Here is a 23,402-nt window from a genome sequence, read left to right as displayed (position 1 = left end):
TCGGCCTCGTGCACTCCCCTGTCCACGCTGACGACACTCCTAGAATGACGCCACAAAGTCCACCTGATGCGGCGAGGCGCCGCGGCTGCCCCTTCAGCCGCGGCGCCCACGCACACAACAACGCTCAGTACGTCAGGAATCCCCAGCGGATCAGGTCGCGCAGGGGCGCCTCGATCTCGGCGCGGACGTCATCGACCTCAACGGACGTGAGCATCGCGACGGCAGCCGCGATCTGCCCAACCGTCAGCTCACCATCGGAGGCACCCACAACCGCCGACACGGACGAGGAGACGGGCACAGACCGGCCCAGTCCCCCACCCTGGTGCATGATGAGCAGCTCCGGGTCGGGGCTGCCAGGCACGTAGTGGCGCTCCTCGCGCACGTCCGAGGCGCGCGTCAGCGCGGTGTCCCACAGCTCCGGGGCACGCAGGGAGGCCAGCGCCCACGCAACGTCGCGCCCGCGCGGGGCGTGCCCATCGAGAGACAGGTCGTAGGCGCGCTTGCCGCCCGAGGCGGCCTCGGCCTCGTCGAGCCTGCGCAGCGCCACGAAGCCCATGCCGATCGCGCCCGTGCCCGCGCGGCGGAAGTCGGCCAGCCACGAGGTGAAGGCGCGCTCGTAGTCGGCGCGGGCCATGAGCTGGCCGCCCGAGTCGCGGATCCACATGTCCACGTAGCGCGCGGGGTCGAGGACGTCACGCTGGACGACCCACGCGTCCACCGGCAGGCCGTCGAGCCACGAATCCACGCGCCACGACCACTGCGTGTCCGGGTTGCGATCGGCGGGAATCTCCCAGTTGGCGAGCATCTGCAGGGTGCCGCCCTCGTTCATGCACGCGGGCGCGCCGCGCAGGACCGCGCGGATCAGGTTGTCGCGGTCCATACCGCCATCGCGGTACTCGAGCAGGCCGGCCGCGCCGCGCACCGAGTCCGGGGTGATGACGAAGGGCGGGTTCGTGACGATGAGGTCGAAGGTCTCACCCTCGACGGGCTCGAAGAGGGAGCCCTCACGCACGTCGATGACAGCCTCGTTGAGGGCCGCGTTGAACTGGGTCAGCGCGCACGCACGCGACGACAGGTCGGTCGCCACCACGCGGTCGGCGTGCGTCGCCAGGTAGAGGGCCTGGATGCCGCAGCCGCACCCCACGTCGAGGGCCGAGTCGACGTGTTCGCGCACCGTCATCTCCAGCAACGTCAGGGTCGCGCCGCCAATGCCGAGCACGTGGTCATCCGACAGCGGCTTGCCGGTCTGCACCTCCGCCAGGTCCGAGGCCACCCACCACTCGTGGTCGCCGCCCGGCAGGGTCGCCGCGTGGGGGCGCAGGTCGAAGAGGGCGCGCATCCACGGGTCTTCCTCGGCCTCGGGCTCGGGGACCTCCTCGTCGGGGTCGCGCATCGTCGGCAGACTCGGCGCCTTCGAGGCCGAGGCCTCGTCACGCTCATCCTTGGGTTCGCGCTTGGGCGCGCCGCCCGCACGGGGCATGACGAGCGCGGAGGCGGCCTCGGCCTCGTCGATAGTGGCCGCGAGGCCGAGGGACTCCAGCCCGCGTGCGCCCAGCGTCGGGAGGGCCTCGTTCAGGGCCGAGGCGCGCTCGGGCAGGCCGAGGATGAAGAAGCGCGTGAGGACCGCGGCGGGGTCGGTCGCGCCCGCGAGCTCGACGAGGGCGGGCAGTCGCGAGTCACGCATGAGGGCGGACAGCGCGCCCTCACTGATCAGGGTCTGAAGATTCTCAACGGTCCACGTCGAGGCGATCACGTCGGCGCGCAGGCGCCCAATCAGGTCGCGGTCAAGGGCGGGGACGGGTACGGAAGTCGTCATGACTCAAGCCTATCCCCACGCGTACAATGCGCGGGTACCCAACCAGGAGCCTCACGTCAGGCTCAGAGGAGGAAACCTCATGTCCGGTGGACTTGTCGCACTGCTCGACGATATCGCGACCCTCGCGAAGGTCACGGCCTCGTCGATCGACGACGTCGCGGCCAACGCGGTCAAGGCCTCCTCGAAGGCTGTAGGCGTCGTCATCGACGACACCGCGGTGACACCCCAGTACGTGTCGGGCCTGAGCCCGGCGCGCGAGCTGCCCATCATCGGCAAGATCGCGCGCGGCTCCCTCATCAACAAGCTGTTCATCATCCTGCCGATCGCTCTGCTGCTGACGTGGCTGGCTCCGCAGGCCCTCCCATTCCTGCTGATCGTAGGCGGCGCGTACCTGTGCTTCGAGGGCGGCGAGAAAGTCCTCGAGAAACTCGGCTGGCTGCCCGGCCACCACGAGGAGCACGACGAGGGTGGCGCCACCTCCAGCGAGGAACTCGAGAAGAGCATCGTCGCTTCGGCGACCCGCACCGACCTGATCCTCAGCGCCGAGATCATGCTCGTGTCCATGGCCGGCCTGTCCAACGAGACCGGCATCATGCGCGTCGCCGTCCTCATCGCGGTCGCGTTCTTCATGACGTTCTTCGTGTACGGCCTCGTCGCCCTGCTCGTGAAGGCGGACGACTTCGGCCTCCACCTCGCGAAGGGCGCACTGGATCCCGAGGACAACCGCCCCGGCCCCGTCGACAACGTCGGCCGCACGATCGTGCGCGTCATGCCGCACATCTTCAGCGTCATCGGTGTCGTCGGCACGGTCGCGATGCTGTGGGTCGGCGGCCACCTGGTCATCGCAAACCTCGCCGAGGTCGGTGTGCCCGTCTTCCACCACGTCCTCGAGGCCGCCGAGCACGCGGTGTCCGGCGCGGGCGGTTTCGTGACCTGGCTGGTCGAGACTCTCCTGTCCGGCATCTTCGGCGTCATCCTGGGTGCCGTCATCGCGTGGATCGTCGTGGGCGCTTCCGCGCTCGTGCGTCGGGCGCGCACGAAGGCCTGATCGTCTGTCGTTTCACGAGGCCGGGGCGTGGTCGCGAGACCCAGCCCCGGCCTCGTCGTTGATCGCACTGCGCGAAAGGTGACACATAACCCCTACGCAAGGCGGGACTTAAGTACTACCCTTGGAGTCAACAGACAAACGACGACGACGCCCAGGAGGAGCATGATGACCGTCTACACCCTGCCCGAACTTCCCTACGATTACGCCGCTCTCGAGCCCCACATTTCCGGCCGCATCATGGAGCTGCACCACTCCAAGCACCACGCCAACTACGTGGCCGGCGCGAACGCGGCCCTTGAGAAGCTGGCTGCCGCCCGCGAGTCCGGTGACTTCGCCGCGATCAACCTGTGGGAGAAGAACCTGGCCTTCAACCTGGGCGGTCACACCAACCACTCCATCTTCTGGACCAACATGACCGGCGAGGGCGCCTCGCGCCCCGAGGGTGAGCTCGGCGCCGCCATCGACGAGTTCTTCGGCTCCTTTGAGTCCTTCCAGGCTCAGTTTGCCGCCGCAGCCCTGGGCCTGCAGGGCTCCGGCTGGGCCGTCCTCGCGTGGGACACCGTCGGCAAGCGCCTCGTGACCTACCAGATGACCGACCAGCAGGGCAACATCCCGGTCGCGACCGTTCCGCTGCTCATGATCGACATGTGGGAGCACGCCTTCTACCTGGATTACCTCAACGTCAAGGCCGACTACGTCAAGGCCTGGTGGAACCTGGTGAACTGGGAGAACGTCGCCTCCCGCTTCCAGGCCGCTCGCCTGTCCTCCGGCCTGGTCAACGCCCACTCCGCGCTGACCGACCTGGGCACGCAGGCCATCGACACCGTCAAGGGCTGGTGGAAGAACTGACCGTTCGTGCCTGACACGACCGCGGCCGTTGTTACCGAGCTGAGGCTCGGGCACTGAGTTTCTAGCGCTGTCTTATCGGCGCCGACGGCGCGGCCACCGCACGCAACGAGAGGCGGGATCCTTCGGGGTCCCGCCTCTGTCGTATCCCGGGAGGCGCGACGGCTTCGAAGGACCCGTGGGCCTGGCTGCAGCGCCCGCAGAGGCTGCTGGTCCGCAGCACACGACATATCACCAGGCCGCCCGTCACGCGCACGTTAACCCGATAGATGGGGGGTCCTAACCCAGCAGGTGGCCGCCTGGGCCCTTTCCTGCGCACGTTAACCCACCTGGTGGAGCGTGGGCAGCCACGCCCAGCTACCACTAGGTGGGTTTAGCTGCGCATTAAAGGGTTAACACTGCCAGTAGAGGGGCCCAGCTACCAAGCGCACGGCGCAACAAAGTTCGCCCGCGGACGCCTACAGCTGCTGGCCCGCGACAAAGTTCGCCCAGCACTCGGCATTCTTGGGCCAACCCGGTACAAAACTCGCCCAGCACACCATAAAACGCCGATTTTCGGCTATTTCTCGAGCGCTGGGCGAATTTTGTCACGCTCACACCCACCACCAGGCCCTGCTGGGCGAACTTTTTTGCGCACTGGACGCTGTGACGTGGCGACTTTGAAACCAATGACACCTCTGCAGCCACTGATGCAGGCCAGTATGAAACCGCCATCACCACTGCGCGCCCCTGAATAGCAACCGTTGAAACCAACAACACCAATGCAGCCAAAAAACGCACCAAAAACGCCCATTTCGCGCCCACAAAGGCGATGGCGGTTTCACTCCCACACAGACACCAGCAAGCAAAGGCGACAGGGGTTTCAGCTAAAGCTCGGCCGGCGCCCGCAAAGGCGACAGCGGTTTCAGACAACCGGGCCACCCGGTCGACAGGGCCTGGTCGCGGCGCCCGCGGGCAGCAACGACACCACCGCCTCCCAAATTTCGCACGTAATTTATCGTGGTCATTTTTCGACACACCCCAAAAACGTTGCAATTCCAACGATGCAAATTCAATGTTTGAACAAGCCGCAGGAGAATTACGTGCGAAATTGATCGGCGGCGGCGGGGCCTGGCCGGGCTACGAGACGACGCGCCACACATCAGCGACCTAGCCCCACTGGTGTGGAGGGCGCCGGAGGGACCGGAGGGCACGGGCGGGCTTCGAGGCGTGGCGCCGAACGAAGTGAGGTCGCCTAGCCTCGCGGGCGGCCGGGCCCTCCGGCGCCCGGAACACCCGTGGGGCCACAAGCAACACGGCAACACGGCACACCAGCTAGGCATAACAAAACCGCCCGGCCCCAATGGGGCCGGGCGGCAGTGGCGGTAGCGCTGGGATTTGAACCCAGGGTGGCTGTGACACCACACAGCATTTCGAGTGCTGCACCTTCGGCCGCTCGGACACGCTACCTTACCCGGATACTCTACTACACCCTCCCCCTGCGCGCGCAAATCGACCGGGCGTGCTGGGAGGAGGGCCACACAGCAGCCTGGGAGCAGGGCCACAACCCCGAAAGTTCACACGGAACAAGCAAAACAAGCGCGACCTCGGCATTTAGAACGGTTGAATACGAGATTAAGTAACCGCATACCATTCACGCCCACTCATAAATGCACTACTCTTGCAGGGTATCTATTCAAGGCAGCGAAAGGATTTTTCGTGTCTGCGCCAAACGCGACGAAGCAAACGTCGCTCAAAGAACTGACCCTCCGCGGCATCATCCTCGGCGGCATTATTACGCTGCTGTTCACGGCCGCGAACGTCTACCTGGGTCTGAAGGTCGGCTTGACGTTTGCGACGTCGATCCCGGCAGCCGTCATCTCGATGGCGGTTCTGCGCTTCTGGGGCGACCACACGGTCCAGGAGAACAACATCGTCCAGACCATCGCTTCGGCGGCCGGCACGCTGTCGGCGGTCATCTTCGTTCTCCCCGGCCTCGTGATTGTCGGCTGGTGGAGCGGTTTCCCCTACTGGGAGACCATGTTTGTGTGTGCGGTCGGCGGTGCGCTGGGCGTCATGTACTCGATCCCCCTGCGCCGCGCGCTCGTGACCGGCTCGGACCTGCCCTACCCGGAGGGCGTGGCAGGCGCTGAGATTCTGAAGGTCGGCGATGCCCAGGATGCGGGCGAGGACAACAAGCGTGGCCTCCTGGCCATCACGTGGGGCGCCCTGGCCTCGGCCACGATGGCGCTTCTGGGCTACATGAAGGTCGTGGCCTCCGAGGTTGGTACGGCTTTCAAGATTGGCTCGACGGGCACGATGATTTCCACCTCCCTGTCCCTCGCTCTGATCGGCGTGGGCCACCTGGTCGGTATGACGGTCGGCATCGCGATGCTGATCGGCATGGTCACCTCCTACGGCGTTCTACTGCCCCTGTACGCGAACGGCCAGCTGGACGGCGCGGATGATCTGACCTCAGCCCTGTCCACGGTCTTCAAGTCGGACGTGCGCTTCATCGGCGCGGGCGTCATGGCGGTCGCCGCCATCTGGACGCTCATCAAGATCATGGGCCCGATCGCCCGCGGCATGTCTGAGTCGCTGCGCGCCTCGCGCGGCACCAAGGAGAATGGCGCGCAGGTCGACCGCACCGAGCAGGATATCCCCGGCAAGTGGGTTATCGTCTCCATCTTTGTGGCCATGGTTCCGATCGCAGGTCTGCTGTGGTGGTTCATGCGCGGCACGCAGATCGAGCACAACACGGCCGTCCTGATTGCCGTCTCGGTCATCTTCATCCTGCTCGCCGGCCTGCTGGTCGCGGCGGTCTGTGGTTACATGGCCGGCCTGATCGGCTCGTCGAACTCGCCGGTCTCCGGCGTCGGCCTGCTGGTCGTCGTCATCACGGCGGTCGTCATCCTGGCGGTGCACGGCCGCGGCTCGACCACGGAAGAGAACACGGCACTCATCGCCTACACGCTGTTCACCTCGGCCATCGTCTTCTGCATTGCGACGATCGCGAACGATAACCTGCAGGACCTCAAGACGGGCCAGCTGGTGGGCGCGACCCCGTGGAAGCAGCAGGTTGCCCTGGTCATCGGCGTCGTCTTCGGCGCGCTGATCATTCCCCCGGTCCTGGAGCTCATGCAGAACTCCTTCGGTTTCCAGGGCGCTCCCGGCGCTGGACCGGACGCGCTGGCGGCCCCGCAGGCCTCGCTGATTTCCTCGCTCGCTAAGGGCGTGCTTGGCGGCGGCATCGACTGGAAGCTCCTGGGCATCGGTGCTGCGATCGGCGTTGTCGTCATCATCATTGACGAGGTTCTGCGCCCCGCGTCGAAGGGTAAGCTCGCCCTGCCTCCGCTGGCGGTCGGCATGGGCATTTACCTGCCCGCTTCCCTGACGGTCCTGATCCCGATCGGCGCGTTCATTGGCTTCCTGTACAACAGGTGGGCTGACAAGCAGGCGGACGTGGAGCGCGCGAAGCGCTTCGGCACGCTGGCTGCCACCGGCCTGATCGTCGGCGAGTCCCTGTTCGGCGTCGTCTACGCGGGCATCGCGGGCGCGACGGGCTCGGAGTCGCCGCTGGCGCTGCCGTTCATCGGCGACGGCTTCACGCCGTTCGCGAACGTTCTGGGCCTGGTGTTCTTCGCGGTTGCGACGTGGCTGCTCTACAACTTCGCTCGTAAGATCACGCGCGACTCGGATCGCGAGTCCGCCGCGAAGTAAACGCGCGACGCACACGCGAGGGGATTCACCCCCGCGGCATGCAGCCCCGGCCTCGTTCCAACTCTCAGGGACGAGGCCGGGGTTCTTTATGTGCACCCCGAGAGACGAGGCCGGGGCTCGTTATACCCAAACAGCACCTCCCGGCAACGAGGCATTTTTGTCCATCCGTATGACCATAAATCCCAGAATGTGGTCGCCATCCCACTTGTCACCCGTAGATATTCCGCATGTCAAGGCACATTTACCTGTATTTCAAAAAACAATGCCATTTCATGACTAAACATAAAATGCTACTTTTATTACATGGAACACATCCCGGAACCAGACGTTGCATGGCTACGGGACCCCGGGGCGTCGGTGAACCGCCTGACGGTGCACTCGACGTGGAGGTCGCGCAGGCCACTTCAAATGCTGTCCAGCACCTGGCAGGTCACGGGTGTATCAGGCACTGCTGCCGAGCTGATCAAACGCACCCCCCTTCAGCGTGACTTCGAGGCGACGTCGGTGCCCGGTGTGCTGGAGATGGACGGCGCATGGCTGCGCCGCGAGGAGGAGGCCCGCAGAGCCGCAGAGGCCCAGGGAGAACCCGCCCCGGATCAGGTTCGCGCCTCAATCCTGCGTCGCGAGTTCATCCTCGACGCGCCCCTGAAGGACGCGAGCGAGCGCGGGTGGACGATGACGCTGACGTTCGGCGGCTTCACCGGCCCCCTCTACGTGTGGCTGGACGGCATTTTCGTCGGTTTTTGCGCGGACGGTTTCATTCCGGCAGCCTTCGACGTGACGGATGCGCTGCAACCGATGCACACGCACGAGATCAGCGTTCTGCTCATGGATTCGCCGGCGTGCTGCCACGGCCTGTTCCGCGAGGTCTCCCTCGAGGCTCGCCCACCTGCGCACGTCATCGATGTGATCCCGCAGGCCTCGCACGACGGCACGAGCGGGTCCCTGCGCCTGCGCGTCGAGTGCTCCGAGGCCTCGAAGACCTCAACGATCCGCGCCGCACTGCTAGGCGAGGCCCAGCAGGAGGAGATCTGGTCCGCGAGCGCCCCGCCCGGCGAGGACCTCGAGGCAAGAGGCGTGGACGTGCTCCCGTGGAGCGCCGAGGAGCCGGTGCTGTACACGCTGGTGGTGACGCTGAGCGACGAGGAGGCGGGCACACAGGACGCGATCGCCCTGCAGGTGGGCTTCCGCGATCTGACGGCGACCCCCGAGGGCTTGCGCCTGGCAGGCCGCCCGCTGACGCTGCGCGGCGTGCGCCGCAACGAGTGCGATGGTCGCACTGGGCTCGCGGTGGGTCTGCAGGACATGCTCGATGACATCGTGTGGTGCAAGCGCCGCGGCGTGAACGCGGTCGCGATCGAGCAGGGGCCCGCGCACGCGCGCTTCTACGAATTGGCTGACCTGTACGGTCTGTACATCATTGGCCGGGCGTCGACGATGTACGAGTCCGGCCCCGCGCGCGACGAGGCAATCGAGGCGATGATCCGCCGGGATCGTGCGCACCCGAGCGTCATTGCGTGGAACGTGGGCGAGGAGGACGAGGAGATCCGCGCCGCCCGCGCACTTGATCCGACGCGGCCGGAGTATGCGGAAACGGACTTCCCGCTGCTGAGCGAGGTGCGCGCGGAGGAGCTGCACTACGCGCCGGTGACGGTGGCGCCCTCGTACTCGGGGGTGACGGTTCGCAACCACATGACCTTCACACCGACGTCCGACCTGGAGTTCCTGTGCCGTGTCATCGAGGATGGAGCCGTCACGTGGGAGTACCCGGCGTTCCTGGACGTCGCGCCCGGCGAGACGGGGTTCCTCCCGGTGGCGTGGCCGGCCTCGGGCGTTCGCGAGGTGTCGGTGCGTCTGTCGTACGGGACGGGCTGGGCGCCGGCCGGGTTTGAGATCGGTCGCGGGGTCATGCCCGCGCCGTAACACACCGGACGAGGCCGGGGACAGTGCGCACGAGGAGGTGCACACGCGAAGGGGGACGGAGCCTGCGTGCTCCGTCCCCCTCTCGGCGTCACGGCTGGGTCAGCGGAAGGCCGCCCGCCTGCTCGGGATGGTCGGCATGCCGAGCATGACCGAGCCGGATCCGCCGCATGACGCCGGTTCTTCGGCGTCGACGAGCTGCAGCACGTCGCCATCGCGCGCCTGGGGGTCCTGCAGGGCGGTGGCCAGCATGAGCTTGATGCGATTGAGCTGGTTGACCTCGGAGGCACCCGGGTCGTAGTCGACGGCCACGATGTTGGCCTCGGGGTAGCGTGTGCGCAGCGCGCGGAACATACCCTTGCCGACGACGTGGTTGGGCAGGCACGCAAAGGGCTGGGCGCAGATGATGTTCGGGCAGCCGTGTTCGATCATGTCGACCATTTCGGCGGTCAGGTACCAGCCTTCGCCGGCCTGGTTGCCCAGGCGCGCGATGTCCTGGGAGCGCTCGATCATCTCTTCGATGGGCCGGTGCGCCTCGAACTTGCCGTTCGTCGCGGCAAACGCGCGGTGCACGGGCTTCTCGTACTTCTTGAGTGCCCACAAAACGATCGGCATGATGTAGCGCTGCTTACCCTCGATGCCCAGGTTCTCCTTGTCCCACGCGGCGGTGGCCACGGAGTTGTGGAAGAACTGCATGAGGCCGGGCAGTTCGGCCTCGCAGCCCTCGGCCTCGATGACATCAACGGCGTGATTGTTGGCGTCGGGGTGGAATTTCACGAGGATTTCGCCAACCAGGCCGACGCGCGGCTTGCGCGGGATATCGCGCAGGGGCAGGGCGTCGAAGGCGCGCACGCACTCGCGGATGATCTTTCCGTAGGAGACGCGCCCACCGAGAGCCGCCACACGTCCCGAGGTGATCCACTCCTGGACGTAGCCGTCCCACGTGCGGTACAGGTCCATCGCGGAGCCGGGCGTGGCCTCGTAGGGGCGCACGCGCAGGAGCATCGACTGGATGGCGTCGCCGATGACGAAGGCCTGGATGGCCTTGTGGATGTGGGTGACGCCCAGGCGGAAGCCCGGGTTGTCCTCGAAGCCCTGAACGGACAGGGCGATGACGGGGACCTGCGGGTATCCGGCGTCGCGCAGGCCCTTACGTAGAAGGGCCGCGTAGTTGCTGGCGCGGCACATGCCGCCCGTCTGCGTGATGCCCACGGCCGTGCGGTCGGGGTCGGCGCGCCCGGAGATGAACTCGTCGAGGAGCTGGCCGATGACGACAATCGCCGGGTAGCACGAGTCGTTGTTGACGTATTTGAGTCCGACCTCCATAGAGGTGCGACTCGTGTGCTCCAGGACGCGCACCTTCAGGCCCGCGCTCGCGAACAGCGGGGTGAGGAAGCGGAAGTGGATCGGGGACATCTGGGGCGCGAGGATCTCGTATCCAGCCTCGCGCATCTCCTCGGTGAAGACGGCGCGGGGCTGAATGTGCCCGGCCTCCTCCTCGCGGGCTGCGTCACCGGAGGGGTCGCGCAGGGTGGCGGTGTCGACGGAACCCGACACCAGGCCCACGGACGAGGCGGGGGCCAGTTCCGCGCCGTCCGTACCGTCCCCGGCCCCGGCCTCGTCGATCGCGGAGGCGAGGGAGGCGCGCTCGGTGATCGCCGCGTCGAGGGAACGCAGGCGGATCTTGGCGGCGCCCAGGTTGGAGACCTCGTCGATCTTGAGGACGGTGTGCACGTCGCCGCGGCCTTCGAGGATCTCCTGGACCTGGTCGGCGGTGATTGCGTCGACGCCGCAGCCGAAGGAGTTGAGCTGAACCATCTCAAGGTCGGGCTCGTCGCCGACGCGGGCGGCGGCCTCGTAGAGGCGCGAGTGGTAGGACCACTGGTCGAGGACGCGCAGGGGGCGCTCGAGGCGCGCGTCGATGATGGAGTCCTCGGTGAGGACGGCCATGCCCAGGCCGACGATGACCTCGGGGATGCCGTGGTTGATCTCGGGGTCGAGGTGGTAGGGGCGGCCCGCGAGCACGATGCCGCGCACGCCGTGCTCCCGCATCCACTCGATGGTTTCGACACCCTTCGCGCGAATCTCGGCCTTGACGGCGGCGTCCTCCTCCCAGGCCTTGTCCAGGGCGGCCTTCATCTCCTCGACCGGGATGTCGTAGCCGTATTCCTTGAAGGTCTTGGACAGGTGGGCGGGCAGATACTCGCGGTTGCCGAAGTTGACGAAGGGGCTGATGAACTTTGTGCCCGGCTCCAAGAGGCGCTCCATGTTGTTGCGGATGACCTCGGGGTAGGTCGCCACGATGGGGCAGTTGAAGGAGTTTTCGGACTCGGTGAGCTTCTGCTCGAAGTCGACGCAGGGGTAGAAGATCGTCGTGATGCCCTTGTCCAGCAGGGACTCGATGTGTCCGTGGACCAGCTTGGCCGGGTAGCACACGTTCTCCGAGGGGATGGACTCCATGCCGGTCTCGAAGAGGTCGTGGTTGGAGCGGCCCGAGATCATGACGCGGAAGCCGAGCTCGGTCAGCATCGTGAACCAGAACGGGTAGTTCTCGTACATGCCGAGCACGCGCGGGATGCCGATGTCGCCGCGGAACGCCTTTTTCTCAGTGAGGCGGCGGTATCCGAAGATCCTCTTGTACTTCCAGTCGTAGAGGTTGGGCAGGTCCGACTTCTTCGGCACGCGCTCCAGGGATGCGCCACGCTCGCAGCGGTTGCCCGACACGTGGCGCTCGCCGTTGGAGAACGTTGAGATGGTCATCTGGCAGTGGTTCTGGCACAGGCGGCAGGTCTTGCGCGTCGTGTCCACGCTGAAGCCCTCGAGGGCCTCGATCGTCGCGAGCGTCGAGGTCCCCTCACCCGTGTCGTGCATGCGCGCGGTCAGGGCGGCTCCGTACGCCCCCATGAGGCCCGCAATGTCAGGGCGCACGACCTCGCGGCCGGTGAGCAGCTCGAAGGCGCGCAGCACCGAGTCGTTGAGGAATGTGCCGCCCTGGACGACGACGCGCTCACCCAGGTCCGAGGGCTCCTTGAGCTTGATGACCTTGTAGAGGGCGTTGCGCACGACGGAGTAGGAGAGGCCGGCGCTGATGTCGCGCACGTCCGCGCCTTCCTTCTGCGCCTGCTTGACGGAGGAGTTCATGAACACCGTGCAGCGGGTGCCCAGGTCCACGGGAGATTCGGACTCCATGGCCATGCGCGCGAAGGAGCGTACGTCGGTGCCCATCGTCTGCGCGAAGGTCTGCAGGAAGGAGCCGCAGCCCGAGGAGCAGGCCTCATTGACGGAAATGGAGTCCACCGCGTGGTCGCGGATGCGCAGGTACTTCATGTCCTGGCCGCCGATGTCGATGACGGAGGTGACGCCGGGGCAGATGAACTCGGCGGCGCGGTAGTGCGCCATCGTCTCAATCTCGCCCTCGTCCATGGTGAGGGCGGACTTGACGAGGCCCTCGCCGTAGCCGGTCGCGCACGAGCGGCCGATCTCGCACCCCTGCGGCAGAGCCGAGCGGACGGCGCGCACGATGTCGACGGCCGCGGCCACGGGGTCGCCCTCGTTGGAGGCGTAGTGGGTGAAGACGATGCGGTCCTGGGAGTCGATGACGACGGCCTTGATCGTCGTGGAGCCCGCGTCGATGCCGAGCCAGCAGCGGCCCTCGGCCTCGTCGAGGCTGGCCTTGGGGATGACGTCGAGGCTGTGGCGGGCCATGAACTCCTCGCGGTCCTCGGGGGTGGCGAAGAGGGGGTCCATGCGCGGGGACTCGACCTGCACGGGGGCGGCGGCGAGGCGCTCCATGAGGGTAGTGAGCTTCTCACCGCGGGAGTCGACGGAGGTGGCGCCCGCTTCCTCGGCCTGGCGGGCTTTCTTGGCGGCCTCCTTCTCGGCGAGGAGGGCCGCACCGATCGCGACGTAGAGCTGGGCGTCGTCGGGGGTGACGAAGGAGTCGGCCTTGGGCAGGAGGGCCTTGTAGGCCTCGCGCAGGGCGGGCAGGAAGTGCAGGGGGCCGCCGAGGAACATGACGGTTCCGCGGATCGGGCGCCCGCACGCCAGGCCGGCGATAGTCTGGGTGGCGACGGCGTTGAAGATGGAGGCGGCCAGGTCCTCGTGGGCGGCGCCCTGGTTGATGAGGGGCTGGATGTCGGACTTGGCGAAGACGCCACAGCGCGAGGCGATCGGGTAGAGCTGGGTGTGGCGGGTCGCCATCTCGCCCAGGCCCGCGGCGTCCGTGTGCAGGAGGGTCGCCATCTGGTCGATGAACGCGCCAGTTCCGCCCGCGCACGTGCCGTTCATGCGCTGCTCGGGGGTGGGGTGCAGGTAGGTGAGCTTGGCGTCCTCGCCGCCCAGCTCGATAACGACGTCGACCTCGGGGTGGAGGCGCTGGGTGGCCTCGGTACCCGCAATGACCTCCTGGACGAAGGGGATGCCCATGGCGCGGGCGGTCGTCAGGCCGCCGGATCCGGTGATGGCCGCGTGGACGCGGGCGCCGGGCAGGGCGCGCTCGACGTCGGCGAGGAGGGCTCCCAGAGATGCGCGCACGTCTGCGTTGTGGCGTCGGTAGTCGGAGAAAAGACGGCGATTTCCATCCAAAACGACGGCCTTGACCGTCGTCGAGCCGACGTCGATGCCGAGCTGATAGGGGCGCTTTGCCTCGTGGTGACCCTGTGTTGTCATGAGGTACCTCCTGGGTTCTCACCACAACTTAGGAAACCCCTCACGCAGAGTCAAAGCTGTCCACCGACTGCTGGTACGCGGCGATTAAAACCGCAGAATAACCGCGAAAATAGGCTGTGCTCCGCATTTTGGGGGTGCGGATCCCGCTCATGCGAAAACCAAGAATTACAACATATGAAGCGTAACAAAATTCGCGCCACCGTCAGACAGTGAAACGATCAGGAGGTCGGCGCGACGCAGATCGCGCGGACCTGGGTGGCCTTCACGCTCGCCCACAGGCCCTCGCCGACGCCGAGGCCCAGCTCGGACCATGCGGCGGCAGTGACGCGGGCGCTCACCGACACACCCTCCGCGAGCGCGACGCGCACGCTGACGAGGGAGCCGTCAACGTCGATGCCCGCGACGACGCCGGGCAGGACGGAACGAGGCGAGGCGTGGGCCTCCTCGCGGGACAGGGCCACGGCCTCGGGCGGGAAGGTGAGGGCGACGCGTGCCGGCTCCTCGCCAGGGGCAACGCTGTCGGAAGCCGCCCACAGCGCTCCGTCGCCGACGCGCACGCCGACCATGCCGGGACGCGCCACAGGAGGCCCACTCACGATATTGAGTCCGGCCAGGCGGGCCGCGAACACCGACGCAGGCGAGGCGAGCACGCGGGCGGGTTCGCCTTCTTCGACGATGCGCCCCTCCCCCATGACGATCATGTGAGAGGCGAGGGAGAGGACCTCGGCGATGTCGTGGGAGACCAGCAGCGTCGTGATGCCGGCGCCCGCCAGGCGCTCGCGCAGGACGGCGGAGACCTGGGCGGTGGCCTCGACGTCGAGGGCGGCCGTGGGCTCGTCGAGGATGAGGACCTCGGGGCGGAAGACGAGGGCGCGAGCGATCGCGACGCGGGCCGCCTGGCCGCCGGACAGGTCGGAGGCGCGCTTGTTCGCGAGGTCGGCGATCCCCACGGCGCGCAGCTGTTCGAGGGCGGCGGCCCGGGCCTCGGCGCGCCCCGCCCCGCGCACGCGCAGGGGGAAAGCGACGTTGGCGAGCACGCTCATGTGGGTGAAGATGCGGGGTGCCTGGGAAACCAGGGCAACACCGCGGCGGCGCGCGGGCACAAACGTGGCGGCGTCGTCGACGACTCGATCGCCGATGCTGACGGTCCCACTATCCACGCGCAGGGTCCCGGCGATCACCTGGGCGAGCGTCGACTTTCCCGCGCCGTTGTGACCGACGACGGCGGTGACGAGGCCGGGGCGAAGCTCCGCGTCCACGTCCCATCCGCGCGCCGCCACGGTTCCGGCGACGCGCACGGCCACGCCCTCGCCGGCCTGGCTCGCGAGCGCGGCGGGGGCCTCGGAGGAGCGAGCGGACGAATCAGCGGAAGCGTGCCCGGGCCTCGTCGATCGAAGGAGCGAGGCGAGGCGTCCCCACGGGGTTTCCGTGAGCGCGACGACGGCGGCTGCGACGCCGAGGAGGACCACGCCGAGCGCGAGGGCCAGGTCCGCGTCGGACTCTCGGGCCAGGTAGATCTGGAGGGGCATCGTGCGGGTGACGCCCTGCATGGACCCCGCGAAGGTGAGGGTCGCACCGAACTCGCCGAGGCATCGGGCCAGCGCGAGGGCGGCGCCACGCCCAAGGCCGGGCAGGACCGTCGGCAGGGTGATCTGCCAGAACACGCGCGTGGGCGAGGCCCCCAGGGAGGAGGCCATCTCGTCGAGCCCCTGCTCGCGGGCGCGCAGCGCGGACTCGAGGGTGACGATGAGGAAGGGCAGGGAAACGAAGACCTGGGCGATGACGACGGCGGTTGTCGTGAAGGCGATGTCGAGGCCGACGCCGCTGAGGAGCGCGCCGAGGGCCGAGCGCCTGCCGAAGGCAGCGAGCAGCGCGATGCCCGCGACGACGGGCGGCAGCGAGAGCGGCAGGGCGACGAGAATACGGGCGGCGCGCACGCCCCGCCACGAACGGGACAGCACGAGGGCCGCGGGGATGCCGAGGAGGAGGTCCACGCCGAGCGCGATGGCGCACGTGCGCAGCGAGAGGCCCAGGGCCGAGGCCGCCTCCGGCGTCGCGAGGGTCGTGCCGAGGGTGGCCCAGTTGACGCGCCCCAGCATGAAGGCCAGGGGCAGGATCAGGAAGCACAGGGCGAGCGCACCGAGGCCCCCCGCCCAGACGGGCAGGGGGCTGACGGCGGGTGTCCTGCGTGACTTCACGCGTCGATGTTACTTCGCGGCGGGCGTGAATCCGGCGTTTTCGAGGATCTTCTGGCCGTCGGCGGACAGAACCAGGTCGATCCACTTCTGGCCGAGGTCCTTCTTGGTCGAGGCACTCACGAGGGCGATCGGGTACTTGTTGACGGCCTCGTCGGCGCCCTGGATGGCGACGGTGTCGACGGCGTCGCCCTCGGCGAGGGCGTCGGTCTTGTAGACGATGCCGGCGTCGGCCTGGCCAGAGGAGACCTTGCCGCGCACGTCGGTGACGGCCTGCTCCTCGGAGACGGGGTTCAGGGTCACGCCGAGCTTCTCGGTGAGGGTCTTGGTGAGCTTGCCGCAGGGGACCTCGGGCGCACAGATCACCAGCTTGACTCCGTCGAGCGAGGAGTCGAGGCCGGTCACGCCCGCCGGGTTGCCGGGCGTCGTGATGAGGGTGAGGGTGTTGGTGACGAAGATGGTCTGCGCGTCGACCTGCGAGGCCTCGGCGGCCTTCTTCATGGTGGACTCGTTGGCGGTGGCCAGGACGTCGACGTCCGCCCCTTCGCCGAGCTGGGTCACGAGGTCCTGGGAGCCCGCGAAGTTGAAGCGTACGTCCACGCCGGGGTTGGCTTCCTCGAAGGTCTTCTCGAGTTCACCGAAGGTCTCGGTGAGGGAGGCGGCGGCGTAGACGTTAAGGACGGTGGTCTCGGCGGGCTGCGTCGCCTCGGCCGAGGCCGTGGAGTCGGCGGGGGTGGAGCCGCCCGTGCAGGCGGCGAGTGCCAGGGCGGCGGCGCCGATGGCGGGGAGGATGCGGAGGGAACGCACTCATATCTCCTTTTGAGAGGGAATCGAACGCGTTAAATCTAACAAGGGGCGCAGCAAGCACGCAACGCTTCGCAAGAGCGCACCCAAATTGTTACTTTTGCTTTTAATACCGGGGAAAGCCAGAAAGTTATTTAACTTGTTTTCACCCATCATAAAACGGGGTGAGCCGCCATCCGCAGGCCGCTTCAGTCGCGCATCAGCGCACTCAGACGTCCGGAGGCCCCTTTTCCCTCGGGCGACGCGCACACAAAATCACCTCACGCTCACGCCTGCCCTCAGCCCCGCCTCCACAGCAGGAAGGGACTAGGATCACAGTCACCAGCACGTCACCACACCTCGGAGGACACCATGCCCAAGCCTGTCGACTACGACCTCAGCCAGATCAGCGCCCACGTCATCACCTATTCCGACCGCATCCAGCGCGGCACGAAGGAGGACCGGGCGACCCCTGCCTGCACAGCGGCGCTAGTCGAAGCCGGCCTGGGTCCCGTGACGGTCGCAGCGATCCCCGAGAGCGCCGACATCCTCGAGACGGAGATTCGCGACGCGCTCGAGGCCGGCGCGCGCTTCATCCTGGTCCTGGGTGGCTCGGGTTTCGGCGTGGGCAACTACGCGCCCGAGATCGTCCGCTCGATCATCGAGGTCGAGATCCCCGGCATCGCCGAGCAGATCCGTGCCCACGGCCTGAGCAACACTCCCCTGTCAGGCCTGTCCCGCGAGGTGGTCGGCATGACGGCGCGCGACGCCTCGGGCGCGCTCATCATCTCCTCTCCCGGCTCGCGAGGCGGCGCGCTCGACACCCTCGAGGTGGTCACGCCCCTGCTCCCCGCGATCTTCCACCAGCTCGACGAGCAGCGCTGACCCAACAAGCAGCAAGGAACGAGGCCTCGGCTCGTTAGTGTCCGGGGGCGGCGGCGAGGCCTGGCCGGGCATCTGATCGATCACTCCGAGCCGTAGGCTCGAGTGTGGCGATCTCGCGGGCGGGCCGCCGCCCCCGGACACCAGAAACGAACGAGGCCGCGGCGCAACAACGCCGAGACCGAGGCCACGGCGGCCGCGACGGTCATCGTCAGGACCGCTGCGATGCGGGCACGAAGGAACGTCATGAGTGGCCTTTCGCTCAGGATCTGCCCCCTCACACTACAACGGGCAAACGCCGCCCATCTGCGTCAATACGCGACGGGCGGCGCTTTGTGAGGATGCTCGCCGGGGCTCACTCAGAAGGTGTACCCCACCCAGACGCCGGAGTCAGTAAAGACCGAGAAGCGCCCATCGATATAGTTCCGACCGGTGACCATCCGCCCGTCATACGACAGGTAGTACCACGCACCACCATCCAGAACCCAGCCTGTTGCCCGAGCGCCGCTCAAGCCCAGGTAGTACCAGGAGCCGTTCGAGTAGAGCCAGCCGGTCGCCATCGCACCGGAGGGTGCCGCGTAGTACACAGCGCTTCCATCCGAGAACCAGCCGAGGGCCATCATTCCCTCGCTGCCGAAGTAGTACCAGGAGCCGTTGTCGTACAGCCATCCGGTCACCATCACACCACTGGCGCTCAGGTAGTACCAGGTGCCGCCGCCGTCCAGCCACCCGGTGACCATCGCGCCCGAAGAACGCATGTAGTACCAGGATCCCTGAACGCTCGTCCAGCCGGTGGCCATATCGCCCGTGCGTCCATCGAGCCAGTACCAGGAGCCGCCGTCGTACAGCCAACCGTTATGGGCGCGTCCGTCGTGTAGGTAGTACCACTTGCCTTTAATCTGCATCCACCCATTACCGGAAGGGTGCCCCGCAGAGTCGAGATAGTAGAGGCCTTTACCCGTGTCGACCAGCCCCGAGGATGCCATCGCCCCGGAGTAATCCATCCAGTACCACTGGCCGCCGTCATACACCCAGGTACTGGCCTCGGCGGAGGGCTTGCCGGCGAAGTAGTACCAGTTGCCGCTGCTTCCCTTCCACCAGCCGGTCGTAGCCGCGGGTCGGCCGCCCTTGAACCACCAGGCGCGCGGACTTTCCAGGCCGTACTCATGCCCCCAGGAAGCGTAGGACAGATCGTTGTACGAAATGCCGGAAGGGCCGAAAGTTGCGATGAGCGAGGGAATGTGCGCACTGGACCACAGATCCATCAGCGGCACCCACGATGAGTCGCCATGAATGACGCTCTCAGTCAGATTGTCGGGGATGTACCACTCCGGCCCGGTCTGGGCGATCATGGAGGGGCTCAGCGCCTTCATGAAGGCACTCGAGTTAGAGGTCGGCAGGCCATGGTGACCGGCCTTGAGCATGTCAACATGCCCAACGATCGGGGCTATGCGGTCCTCGTAACCTCCACCAGCCTCCAGGTCGGCGGCCAGGTAGGCGGAATGCCCGAAGGCGCTCACCTTCGCGGTATATGCGATGAGGTTTGCATCGCGCACGCCGGTCTTCTTGTAGTTTTCAGCCGGATCCGTGGGGATGATCTGGACATCCATATCACCCAGCGTGATGTGGGTGTTGTAGTCCTTGATGTTCTGCACGATCGAGGCTCCGTACGCGCCCTGAGCCCATCGCGCGGCCGCCATCATGTTGTCGTAGATCCACTGGTTGTCCCACAGGCGGGACTTATCCGTAATCCACTCGTCGGAATACTCGGGGCTGAGAATGACCTTCGGGCGGAACTTCTTGATGATCTCATCCGCGTTGTCGATGTGGTCGGAGTGGGCGTGCGTGCCCAGGTAGAACGCGAGGTTCGAGGAGGTGACGCCATGGTTGGACATATAGCCGAGTACCCAGTCGGTATCTCCGAGCGCGGCATTAACGACTCCCTCGCGCAGGGGGTAACGCGGATCCTTGCCGTCGGGGGCGCCGACCCCCTCGGCTCCGTCGATCATGGCGAAGACGCCGCGCGACTCGAGTAGGATGGCGTCCGCCGAACCCGTCGTCGTTAGAACATGAATGCGGGTGGGGCCATCCGTGCCGGGGAAAGTGTAGACCTGCGCGTCGACGCCGTCCGTGCTTTCTTCCTCGGACGAGGCCGTGGCCTCGTCTGCGGAATCCGCGGATTCGGCGGCATCGGAAGCATCAGCACCGTCCGAGGCCGCACGGTCCTGCGCGGTGTCGGGGGCGGAAACGCCGGAGTCGGAGCTCGACGCATCGAGGTCGGTAGACTCCATGTCGCCATGCATGTTCTGGCCATCTGTCGGAGCGGCGGCAGTGGCAGGAGCGAGGGAGGCGACGAGAATGCCTGACAGTACGGCCAGTCCGAGTCGCTGCCACAGTTGTCCGTGACGAAGATTCATGAGCACGCCTTGAGTGGGATGGGTCACTAGATGCTTACTAGCTAAACCTACACCCAAAAGCGCGTTACTGACAAATCAGTTGCTCAGAAATGTCTCCCACCAGGCCACATCCTCAGGGGTATCGATGTCCCTGCAGACGTCAGCGCCCACGCTCACCCGCTCGACGTCAAGGGCGCGCAGCACCCGACGAACCCCCACGCCACGGACCGACCCGAGGGCGGCCACGGCCTCGTCGAGGACGCGGCGCAGCGCGCCAGCGCGGTAGACGCCCATCAGGTACTGGTCAAAAGGCTCCGGATCGCCACCGCGCACGATACGCCCGTCGCTACTCTCACCTAACGCGGGCTCAAGGAGGGCGGGCAGGAAAGCACCCACGCCGGGAGCATCGACGGAAACAACCACGACGAGGACGTCGTCGCCGACGCTCAGCGCACGCAGGCCGGCGTCGATACCGGCCAGCGGGCCGCCGCTTGGCGGATCCTCGAGGGTGCGTGCGACGCCATCCGGGACGCGTACACTGGGCGGCACGACAGCCACGCAACCCGCACTGCACGCCTCCGTCAAGACCCCGCAGACGCGGTCGATCAAGCGCACGCCACCCAGCGTCAGGTCAGGCTTGGAGACGCCACCCAGGCGCTCTCCCCCACCGCCGCCGACGACGATCGCAGCGACGTCAGCGCGCGGGGCAGCCACGGGACTCAGTCCCACGGGGCGAAGGTCAGCACGTCGGCGCGCTGCGTCGCCGCATCCGTCATGAGGACGCGCCCGATCAGCGGCTCACCAAAGCCCACCAGCAGCTTGATTGCCTCCGTCGCCATCGCGGTGCCCGCCTGACCGACCACGGGACCGAGCACGCCAACCTTCGGCGAGGCCGGGGTCGTCCCGGGGGCAGGCTTGACCGGGTGCAGGCTCCGCAGCGTCAGAGACGGCACGGGAGCCGGTGCCGCAGACCAGAACACGCTCACCTGGAAGGCCATCGACACGACCGTGCCCCACACCAGCGGAACACCAGAATCCGCGCAGTAGTCCGCCACGAGGTACTTCGAGTCAAAGCTATCCGTGCACTCGACGATCAGGTCCCACTCACGGCCATGCTCGTCCAGCCACTCGCGGGTCACGTGCCCGTAGCGCTCAAAGCGCACCGAGGAGTTCAGTCCGCTCAGGTGACGCACCGCAGAATCCGGCTTCGGATCCCCCACATCACCCTCGCCATGCAGGAGCTGACGCTGAAGATTCGACACCTCGACCACGTCGGAATCGCAGATACCGATCGTGCCGATGCCCGCCGCCGTCAGGTACAGGAGGACGGGCGAGCCGAGGCCGCCCGCGCCCACCACGAGCACGCGCGCGGCTGCCAGGCGCGCCTGACCGGCCTCGCCAATACCGGACACCAGCCAATTGCGACGGAAACGCTCCAGCGCAGGATCCCCGGCCTCGTACGGGACGGGCTGATTGATCAGCGGAAGCGCGACGGTGCGACCCGAAACGGCCGCATCACGGGAATAAGGATCGCCGATCGTCATCTCACAGACCCGACCAGTTGTGCGAACCGTCAGTCAATTCCTGCTTCTTCCAGATCGGGAGCTTCGCCTTCACTTCCTCGACAATGGCCTCGACCGCACGGAATGCCTGCGCGCGATGCTCTGCAGCGACGGCGACGACCATCGCATCCTCGCCGATCTCCAGATGCCCCACGCGGTGCCACGCAACGATGCAATGCACACCCGGACGATCCTTGAACTCCATGACGATGTCCCGCAGAATCTGCTGCGACGAAGGGTGCGAGGAATACTCGATCGCGTCCACGCTCTCCCCACCATCATGGTTACGCACAACCCCAATAAAGGAAGCCACAGCACCACACGTATCCCGACGTGCGCTATCAATCAGCGCGCCAGTATCCAGCGGCTCATCGGTGATGCCGGTTGCAATCTCAGCTGACATGGGATCCTCCAGGGACGGGAATGCCTTCCCCTCCATCTTACGAGGGAGCGGTCAGGATTGTCTTACAACCCTGACCGCCCCACACAAATGACTAAAAAATCTCACCCGCCGGCGAACGGAGGCAGCACGTCGACGCGCGCGCCGGGCGCAAGCTCGGCATCCAGACGAGCGGAGCGCTCGTTGACCAGGTAGCTCGACACAGCGAGGATTCGCTCCAGCTCAGGGCTCTCTGAGCTGAGCTGATCGATGAGTTCACCCAGGGTCGCGGGGGTCTCATCGGAGGGCAGTTCTCGCATGTACCCACCGGCAGCCTCGGCCGCTCCACCGAAGAAGTGAAGGGTCGTCGACAGCGGCTTCGGGTTCGCCTCGTCGAGCCGTCGAATATAGACCGTCAGGCGCAGAGGATCCTCGGGATCGCTCTCCAGTGACCAGGTGGCAAAGCCGGTCGCCGTCCGCTCGAAGACTCGCTCGACGATGCCGCGGCGCAGCTCGAGGGCCAGGTCATCGGGGGTGCCCGGCTCGGTGAACGGGCATGCCGTCAGGACGACCGCCATCGGATCAGTGTCGTGCGGGACGGACGCAAAACCCATGGCGTTCATGAACAGGCGCACCTTGCCCAGGTGCGACGCGATGTTGAAGGTGTCGCGCACGGGGCGACGGTTCGCATTGTGGCTGTGATCAGGCACCGCCATCGTCTCGAGGGCGGCGTCCGCCCAGCGCGAGCCGATCTCACGCACGGAAGCCGCCGGGTCGGCCGCGTCAACGCGCAGCCAGGCCAGCAGCGACGAGGTGAGCTGGTGCAGCATCTGCGCCGCAAACGAGGGGTCCGCCGGGGTCATCGTCGAATAGCCCAGCGCGGGGCGGCCACGGCCGGATGAGGGGAGCTGCTGCTTTTCCACGAGGCCAAGGGCGAACAGGCCCTCAAGGGTCTCGCGCACGCTCGAGACGTGCAAGCCAGCTTCCTGAGCCAACTCCGCCACGGTCACGGGCGTCGCGTGGTGCGAGATGCGTTCCAAGAGCGCGTGCTGCGCAGGGGTCAACGCTGCCATTGCGGCGAGTGTTTCAGCCAGAGGCCGAGCACGGGAGGTATCACTCATGACGTATCCTCTCTCCCTCATAATCAGCGGAAATGCCCTTCATAGGCATCTCCATACGGCATTAAAGCTGTTACGTTACTAACAAAG

General features: G+C 66.7%; 15 protein-coding genes and 1 tRNA gene. 5 read left to right on the top strand and 11 right to left on the bottom strand.

Annotated features, from left to right (window positions below; translation table 11 throughout):
• Positions 1–124 precede the first annotated feature (124 nt).
• A complete protein-coding gene (locus tag FBF35_RS01155) occupies positions 125–1,816 on the bottom strand; it encodes a methyltransferase (RefSeq protein ID WP_060566223.1) in 1,692 nt (563 codons plus the stop codon).
• A gap of 79 nt (positions 1,817–1,895) precedes the next feature.
• Here FBF35_RS01155 and FBF35_RS01150 point away from each other — a divergent pair, with 79 nt between their 5' ends.
• Positions 1,896–2,864, top strand: coding sequence for a DUF808 domain-containing protein (locus tag FBF35_RS01150; protein WP_060566222.1), 969 nt, complete (start codon positions 1,896–1,898; stop codon positions 2,862–2,864).
• Between the two features lie 165 nt (positions 2,865–3,029).
• Entirely contained in the window at positions 3,030–3,713 is a 684-nt protein-coding gene (locus FBF35_RS01145) for a superoxide dismutase (protein WP_060566428.1), read from the top strand.
• Positions 3,714–5,069: 1,356 nt separating this feature from the next.
• On the opposite strand, the gene FBF35_RS01130 is transcribed toward FBF35_RS01145, so the two are convergent.
• Positions 5,070–5,159, bottom strand: a tRNA-Ser gene (locus FBF35_RS01130).
• Between the two features lie 249 nt (positions 5,160–5,408).
• On the opposite strand from FBF35_RS01130, the gene FBF35_RS01125 reads away from it, so the two are divergent.
• Entirely contained in the window at positions 5,409–7,409 is a 2,001-nt protein-coding gene (locus FBF35_RS01125) for an OPT family oligopeptide transporter (protein WP_060566221.1), read from the top strand.
• A gap of 303 nt (positions 7,410–7,712) precedes the next feature.
• Positions 7,713–9,332 (top strand): glycoside hydrolase family 2 TIM barrel-domain containing protein, encoded by a 1,620-nt coding sequence (locus FBF35_RS01120; RefSeq protein WP_060566220.1) that lies wholly within the window; start codon positions 7,713–7,715, stop codon positions 9,330–9,332.
• Positions 9,333–9,431: 99 nt separating this feature from the next.
• Here the strand turns inward: FBF35_RS01120 and FBF35_RS01115 are convergent, their stop codons facing one another.
• The 3 genes from FBF35_RS01115 to modA form a co-directional block, all read right to left on the bottom strand.
• Positions 9,432–13,997 (bottom strand): acyl-CoA dehydratase activase-related protein, encoded by a 4,566-nt coding sequence (locus tag FBF35_RS01115; RefSeq protein ID WP_060566219.1) that lies wholly within the window; start codon positions 13,995–13,997, stop codon positions 9,432–9,434.
• Between the two features lie 218 nt (positions 13,998–14,215).
• On the bottom strand, positions 14,216–16,195 hold the full coding sequence (locus FBF35_RS01105; protein WP_060566218.1) for an ABC transporter permease: 1,980 nt from the start codon (positions 16,193–16,195) through the stop codon (positions 14,216–14,218).
• Between the two features lie 9 nt (positions 16,196–16,204).
• On the bottom strand, positions 16,205–16,999 hold the full coding sequence (modA, locus tag FBF35_RS01100; RefSeq protein WP_060566217.1) for a molybdate ABC transporter substrate-binding protein: 795 nt from the start codon (positions 16,997–16,999) through the stop codon (positions 16,205–16,207).
• A 348-nt stretch (positions 17,000–17,347) separates the two neighbouring features.
• Here modA and FBF35_RS01095 point away from each other — a divergent pair, with 348 nt between their 5' ends.
• Positions 17,348–17,860: a molybdopterin-binding protein gene (locus FBF35_RS01095; RefSeq protein WP_060566216.1), complete on the top strand. Its 513-nt coding sequence runs from the start codon at positions 17,348–17,350 to the stop codon at positions 17,858–17,860.
• Positions 17,861–17,940: 80 nt separating this feature from the next.
• Here the strand turns inward: FBF35_RS01095 and FBF35_RS10470 are convergent, their stop codons facing one another.
• From FBF35_RS10470 to FBF35_RS01070, 6 genes are all read right to left on the bottom strand, one after another.
• Positions 17,941–18,105 carry a hypothetical protein gene (locus tag FBF35_RS10470; RefSeq protein ID WP_157843481.1) on the bottom strand — a complete coding sequence of 55 codons (165 nt, stop codon included), beginning with the start codon at positions 18,103–18,105 and terminating at the stop codon, positions 17,941–17,943.
• A 111-nt stretch (positions 18,106–18,216) separates the two neighbouring features.
• The gene (locus tag FBF35_RS01090) at positions 18,217–20,274 is read right to left on the bottom strand and encodes a cell wall-binding protein (protein ID WP_060566215.1); all 2,058 of its coding nucleotides are present in this window, start codon (positions 20,272–20,274) and stop codon (positions 18,217–18,219) included.
• Between the two features lie 75 nt (positions 20,275–20,349).
• The gene (locus FBF35_RS01085) at positions 20,350–20,967 is read right to left on the bottom strand and encodes a molybdenum cofactor guanylyltransferase (protein ID WP_241772529.1); all 618 of its coding nucleotides are present in this window, start codon (positions 20,965–20,967) and stop codon (positions 20,350–20,352) included.
• Between the two features lie 5 nt (positions 20,968–20,972).
• Positions 20,973–21,797 (bottom strand): HesA/MoeB/ThiF family protein, encoded by an 825-nt coding sequence (locus FBF35_RS01080; RefSeq protein ID WP_060566213.1) that lies wholly within the window; start codon positions 21,795–21,797, stop codon positions 20,973–20,975.
• A gap of 1 nt (position 21,798) precedes the next feature.
• The gene (locus FBF35_RS01075) at positions 21,799–22,218 is read right to left on the bottom strand and encodes a molybdenum cofactor biosynthesis protein MoaE (RefSeq protein ID WP_060566212.1); all 420 of its coding nucleotides are present in this window, start codon (positions 22,216–22,218) and stop codon (positions 21,799–21,801) included.
• A 101-nt stretch (positions 22,219–22,319) separates the two neighbouring features.
• Positions 22,320–23,315: a MoaD/ThiS family protein gene (locus FBF35_RS01070; protein WP_060566211.1), complete on the bottom strand. Its 996-nt coding sequence runs from the start codon at positions 23,313–23,315 to the stop codon at positions 22,320–22,322.
• Positions 23,316–23,402: the final 87 nt, after the last annotated feature.

This window comes from Schaalia odontolytica, assembly GCF_005696695.1.
Lineage (GTDB): Bacteria > Actinomycetota > Actinomycetes > Actinomycetales > Actinomycetaceae > Pauljensenia > Pauljensenia odontolytica_C.
Note: the sequence above shows the minus strand (reverse complement) of the source record. Positions and strands in the feature narration are given on the sequence as shown.